Origin of the sequence: Halalkalibacter okhensis (assembly GCF_000787375.1) — a bacterium.
In the GTDB taxonomy this organism is placed as follows: Bacteria; Bacillota; Bacilli; order Bacillales; family Bacillaceae_D; genus Halalkalibacter; species Halalkalibacter okhensis.
This window is the reverse complement of record NZ_JRJU01000075.1, coordinates 1-6028: the sequence shown is the minus strand read 5'-3', so window position 1 is coordinate 6028 and position 6028 is coordinate 1. Positions and strand designations below refer to the sequence as shown.

Genomic DNA, 6028 nt, shown 5'->3' with positions numbered 1-6028 from the left:
GGCTCCTCTCGCCGTGCGCCTTTTGAGAAGACCGCTCAAAAGGCTTAAAAGATTACGGCGGCTCCGCTTTTGCTTCGAACTTCATTCATATAGTTAAGCGCCTTTGATCCTTATTCGTGCGATCATAGGGCGATGGCTCCTCTCGCCGTGCGCCTTTTGAGAAGACCGCTCAAAAGGCTTAAAAGATTACGGCGGCTCCGCTCATCGCTTCGACTTCATTCAAAAAGGAAGAGCGCCTTTTTGAATGAAGTCTATATCACTCTTGCTCTAATTCTTCCTCCGATGAAGTCGACTACGATGACCATTATCATTATTAATACGATATCGAGTGCTACCGCTGTGTAGTAGAAGCTTTGGAAATGGTTAAAGAGTTGCTGTCCGATTCCTCCACCACCGATGAAGCCGAGGATTAAAGACGTCCGAATAGCGACTTCAAAACGATAAAAATATTGAGAGAGTACATTCGGCCAGATTTGAGGCAATATCGAAAATAAATGTCCTACCCATTTTGTTGCCCCTACAGATCGCATGGCTTCTTGCGGTCCTAGGTCTGCTGCTTCAATTAATTCTGAAATTAATTTACCTAAAACACCAATATTATGCAAAATGATTGCTAATACAGCTGCAAACGGACCAAGTCCGAATGCAGAAACAAAAATCAAACCAAAAACAATCTCTGGAACCGACCTTAGAGCACTCAATCCACCTCGAATTGTGCTATACATCCCAATCGAGCCACTTGTGTTTTTCGCCGCCAAAAAGCTAAATGGCAAAGCGACGAGTAGGGCTAAAAATGTACCTAAAAAAGCTACTGCTAATGTCACGAGACTGTGATACGCCATTCTCGGAAAAAGGGACCACTCAATCGGAAAAAAACGAGTGGTCACCATGTGATAAATATTTCCGATTTGCGTAAGCTTTCTCCATTCAAACCCCGTCATATCCATACTCCACCAAAGAGCAACTATAATCAAAATAAGGTAAATGAGGTAGCGCCTACGAAACCAAACCATCATAAACAGACTCCTAATCTAATGAAAGCATTTCGAATTCACGAGCTGCTTCTAACACATCTGCGTATTGGCTATCGTCTGCTTCAACAAAACGTGTCGCTCCACCGAAAATGCGTAAAATTTCTTCATCAGTAATCTCATAAAATGCTTCTTGTACTTGGGCAATTAGCTCATCACTCATATCAGCAGGGACAACCCAAGGGTATTGATACAGTTCTTCAGATTGCCAAATGACCTTAATGTCTTCACGTAATGTTCCACCGTTTTGGTCGTCCTCTTTCATTAATGCTTCTAATATTGCGCTATCTACTGCTCCAGCATCAACCGTTTGATCTTGAACAAGAGTTGTAACAATGTCATGGGATCCTGCAAATTGAATTTGCTGAAATTCATGATCATCTTCACTTTCATACATTCCAAGTTGACGTAAATGAAGGCCAGGAATTAAGTGCCCAGACGTGGAAGAAATACTTGCAAAAGCAAAATCAACATCTGCTCGGTCCTCTAGTAATTCATCAAGATCATCCCATTTTTGATCGTTATGAGTAATAATATATGAAAAGTAAAAAGGACTTCCATCAACTTCCTGCGTAATGATGGCTTGTGCACCACTTTGCTCATGAGCGATTAAATACGTAAGTGGTCCTAAGAAGGCCAAATCAATATGGTTGTAATTAATAGCTTCAACGACAGCATTATAATTCGGGTATTGTTCGACTACGACATCTCGTCCAAGTCGCTCCGTTAGATGCGCTTCTAAATTATCTAGTCCTGTTTGCATTTCTCCCATTGACTGTGATGGGATGACAGCAATTTCAAACACACTATCATCATTTTCTACTGGCATCTCTTCCCCAGCTTCATCTACTGTCGGTGATTCTACTACTTCATCAGGATCGTCCGCTGCTCCACATGCCGTTAACACAAGCGCCATTCCTAATGTCATCATCCATTTCTTCATATTGTCTCCACCTTTTTCTTTTTCTCTGTTGGAATTTACCACTGTTCTGTCTCTCTTGTAAAGAATTAACCCTTACACAGAAGCTTTGGACAGACAATGCTCATACACTCCAAACAGTTGCTCCATCTCTTTTTCCAATGAGTGGTGCTCATTTATATACATTTTTGCTTGTTCCAGCATTCTTTTTTGCTTATCTTTTGAGGCTAGTAATTCTTGTGCTTTTATATAGAATTGCTGAGGTGTATCAAACAATACCCCTGTTGTGCCATCAGAAATCACACTAGCATTTCCTGAATTCATTCTGGCTATCACAGGCTTTTCAAGAGCCATTGCCTCAAGTACAGCTGAAGATTGACCTTCTGAAACCGATGTATTTAAGACAAAATCACAAGATTGATATACAGGTATCATCTGTTCAAGCGGGATTTCCTTTATATAACGAAACCACTCATGTGTTTTTTCGTATTTAAGCACTTGCTGATATACATCCTCATCAAGAACAGGGCCAATGATTGTAAAAGTAAGCTCAGACCAGATATCTCTTAATGTTTTCAATTCATCGACTACATACAAGACATCTTTTACTGGGCGTAATCCCGCCGGCAGCAAAAACCTCGGATACCCACCCTTAGGCTCAACAGTAGAAGGCTGATTCTCACGATTAGGAAAATCAACACTTTGCGGAATCACATAAATCCGATCAGCTAGCTCAGGATATGTTTGAACAATTTTATTTTTTCCGTCCTCACTGAAAACCGTAATACCGCAAGATTCGTCGGCAACAGACATCATTAAATGAACCGCATCAGGGTTCTTTAGATCCTCATTCACATCCGTCCCACCAGAAGTTAATATATAGGGTTTACGTAAAGACAAATGTGGATACCTTTTTAACCATTGAGAAAATCGTTTTAAATGAATAACATGATAGATATCTGCTTCTAAGAAAAACGCATCCCATTCTGAGTTCCACTCTTCTTCCTCGTAAGCAAAGACACGTATGCTTGCATTCCACAACTTTAGCCCTTTTATAAGCCTCCTAGCCGTAGTCGCATTGCCTCGGTTTTGTTTGAAGTATGGAGTGAAAAGAATAATTTTAGGATTTGTTACCGAGCCAATTTTCAACTTCATCCACCCTCCATTTCCGTTCTTGCTCTTGTCTAATCGTTAATCCAAGTTTATCTAGTTTTTCTAAGAAAGGAACTAAATATTTACGTGATAAACCTGTTGAATCTTTGGCTTCTTTTAACGTAAATACTTCCTCCGTCTCCGCTTTAAGCTTTGTAACAGCTTCACGAAAAGGCTCTCTATGTATCGATAATTTTTCATCAATTTGATACAGAAGTTCTTGTTGATACAAATAATGATTTACTTCTTCATGGAGTACAATTGGTAGTTGTTGAGCTGCTAGATGTTGAGCTATTGGTGTCACTTGGAGTCCTTCATTTTTAATACTTGTTAGAACATGTTCCACCCGCTTCTCCCACTGTTTTGGTGCATGAGGGATATGGGAAGGAAGAGCTGCAAATGGCCCACTTATGACAAACCAACCTTGTTTGTGACCTTCCACAAGCAACCACTCTAACAATCGTTTTGGGTACGTATGAGTATAGCTTTGAACCATTTCTGCTTTCTTAATCCCGATTCGGAACGGATAATCCTTATGGTAACGCTCCAGTTCCATTTGAAACGACTCTTTTAATGAACGAACGACCTTTTCACTCGTTATCTCCCCTGTTGGCAATTGATACGTCTGTTCTCCTTCGTTAACCAATTCCTTCATTTCCACTTCTGTCATATTCAATTCTTTGCTAGCATCCTTTAACGATAATGACTTGTGATCTAGTAACAGTTGCTGCAATCTCTCAATTGGCGTTGCATCCATTTTTTGTTCAAGCATCTCGATCGTCTGTTCACCAAATCGATATTTTTCTCCATGTGGATCAATCACGATTCCTCCACCAATTGTCTCCATCGGTGTCGGACGCCGCAAAATAAAGCGGTCCCCTCTTCTTGTAACAATCGGTTCATCTAAACGAATTTGGCAAACAATCCTTTCATTGCCATCTATTAATTCGTTGCGATCAAAGAAAACGATTTTCCCGTATACTTCTGCCGTTCCAATATGTAATTTAATTGCGCTTCTTTGTTTTAAAGGAAACAAAAGGTTTTCCACCGTCATAAGACCAACGTCTATGGTTTGTGTTGTTTCATAATGGCCACTTGCCACTAGGACATCGCCTCGCTTGATCTCCTCCTTTGCTACGCCGCCAACATTGATTGCGACTCGCTGCCCAGCTCGTACATTCATTCGCGATTGGTGATGTACTTGTAATTGTCTAGCTCTTACGGGAATACGTTTTGGCAACAGATCAAGAACGTCCCCTTCATTGACAACCCCTTCATAAACAGTGCCTCTGACAACCGTTCCTTGGCCATGGATCGTAAACACCTGATCAATAGGTAAACGAAATGCTCCGCCAGCATCTCGGCTTGGTCTGCCTTGTAGTTCACTCGCAATACCCTTCTTTAGATCATCTATTCCCATTGAACTAAGGCTATCTACGAAATAGAGCCTGCTTTTTTCTAAAAAGGTCCCTTCTATCGCTTCTCGAATATCTAACTCCACGATCTCTCGCATCTCATCATCGACACGCGTCATTTTCGTTACAACAATGATGCCATTTTCAATCCCTAAGAGTCGTAAAATATCAATATGCTCACGTGTTTGAGGCATAACTCCTTCATCTGCCGCAACAACAAGCATCACCAAATCAATTCCCGCCACTCCTGCTATCATTTGTCTAATAAAGCGTTCATGCCCCGGTACATCAATAAGAGATACTTCCATCTCATCGGTTAATTTCAAAGGGGCATACCCCAACTCAATGGAGATACTCCGCTCTTTTTCTTCCTTTAAACGATCCGTTTCTATATTTGTTAATGCTTTTGTCAGCGTAGTTTTCCCGTGGTCAATATGACCTGCCATTCCAACCGTATAATGATTCATCACACTATAATCCTCTCTCTACTTTGACCATTTTCTTACCTGACTATCATACTATATACGTTTAAGGGAAACAAAGAAAAGTAAACCGATGTATACATGCGAAAGAAAGACACACTCTACAAAAATCCACTGAAAAAGGAGAAAAGTGATGGAGAAAAAGGAGATCCTTAAGAAAATTGAAAACATGACAGCTAAATCTAAAAGGTATGAAATTTTTGTACAACCAAGACCACCTGAGGAATTTGGCGATGGAGTAAAGCTTTCCTTTAATGAAGAAGATCAAACCTATACAGCTGAGGTGTTTGATCCAGATACGAAAGAAGTATTCACGAAAAAAAACTTGTCCCATGCTGAACATGCCTATTCTTTCATTTCAAACATTCTAGAACCACAAGTAGAACATCAAAACGAGCAAAAAGACTACATCGACCTTGATATCACGGAACCTGGAAAATAGACACTCGACCCCTTCGCCATATCAACAAAGATAACAGGGGCTAATCCAAAAAGGTCAGAAACCTTTTTGGAGTTAGCCCCACTCCTTCCTTTATTCCTTCATTCCTTCAAGCCATTCTTTGTAACAATCTTGGCAAAGTGCTTTGTCAACATGCTCGTTTTGGTGGATGAACAATCCGTGACTAAAGCGTTCATTTACTTCATCATGACAATAAAAACAATGATCTTCCATTTCTTTTTTCCTCCTGCTAAGAGATTGCTTATATGTTACGCAATCAGCAGAAAGTCATTTTGCAATATATTTGTCATCTTATCCAACAAAATACAATTACGAGTCATAGTCCAGGCAATATTCGACATACGTATCTTTCGTAGTTGCTTCACGTTCTACTAAGAAAGGAGTGTATGAAGATGGACCATGAAGATTCTCGAAAAAAAGAGCTAAAAATTATGCTCAGAAGGAAGAAAAAGCGTGAACAGCGTGACTGGAGATTAACGATGAAACGCTTAAGAAAATTTCAAAACGATGTACTCAATCAAAAATCAAGTCGAGAATAAAATTCTCACTATATGCACGTATAAAGCACA

The 6028-nt window shown here is 40.1% G+C and carries 7 protein-coding genes; 2 read left to right on the top strand and 5 right to left on the bottom strand.

Annotated features, from left to right (window positions below; genetic code table 11):
- Positions 1 to 251: 251 nt before the first annotated feature.
- The 4 genes from phnE to selB all read right to left on the bottom strand — a co-directional run bounded on the left by phnE (position 252) and on the right by selB (position 4984).
- Positions 252 to 1013, bottom strand: a complete 762-nt coding sequence (gene phnE, locus LQ50_RS23905) for a phosphonate ABC transporter, permease protein PhnE (protein WP_034634212.1) — start codon at positions 1011 to 1013, stop codon at positions 252 to 254.
- 13 nt (positions 1014 to 1026) lie between these two features.
- Positions 1027 to 1974, bottom strand: a complete 948-nt coding sequence (gene phnD, locus LQ50_RS23900) for a phosphate/phosphite/phosphonate ABC transporter substrate-binding protein (RefSeq protein ID WP_034634209.1) — start codon at positions 1972 to 1974, stop codon at positions 1027 to 1029.
- Positions 1975 to 2046: 72 nt separating this feature from the next.
- Entirely contained in the window at positions 2047 to 3105 is a 1059-nt protein-coding gene (locus LQ50_RS23895; RefSeq protein WP_034634207.1) for a glycosyltransferase, read from the bottom strand.
- Positions 3071 to 4984: a selenocysteine-specific translation elongation factor gene (gene selB, locus LQ50_RS23890; RefSeq protein WP_034634210.1), complete on the bottom strand. Its 1914-nt coding sequence runs from the start codon at positions 4982 to 4984 to the stop codon at positions 3071 to 3073. Before selB ends, LQ50_RS23895 begins: the two co-directional genes overlap by 35 nt.
- Positions 4985 to 5132: 148 nt before the next feature.
- On the opposite strand from selB, the gene LQ50_RS23885 reads away from it, so the two are divergent.
- On the top strand, positions 5133 to 5441 hold the full coding sequence (locus tag LQ50_RS23885; RefSeq protein WP_034634206.1) for a hypothetical protein: 309 nt from the start codon (positions 5133 to 5135) through the stop codon (positions 5439 to 5441).
- A gap of 90 nt (positions 5442 to 5531) precedes the next feature.
- Here LQ50_RS23885 and LQ50_RS25870 read toward each other — a convergent pair whose 3' ends face one another.
- Positions 5532 to 5672, bottom strand: a complete 141-nt coding sequence (locus LQ50_RS25870; protein WP_202595415.1) for a hypothetical protein — start codon at positions 5670 to 5672, stop codon at positions 5532 to 5534.
- Between the two features lie 179 nt (positions 5673 to 5851).
- Between LQ50_RS25870 and LQ50_RS25625 the strand changes: the two genes are divergently transcribed.
- The gene (locus LQ50_RS25625) at positions 5852 to 5998 is read left to right on the top strand and encodes a hypothetical protein (protein WP_161784722.1); all 147 of its coding nucleotides are present in this window, start codon (positions 5852 to 5854) and stop codon (positions 5996 to 5998) included.
- Positions 5999 to 6028: the final 30 nt, after the last annotated feature.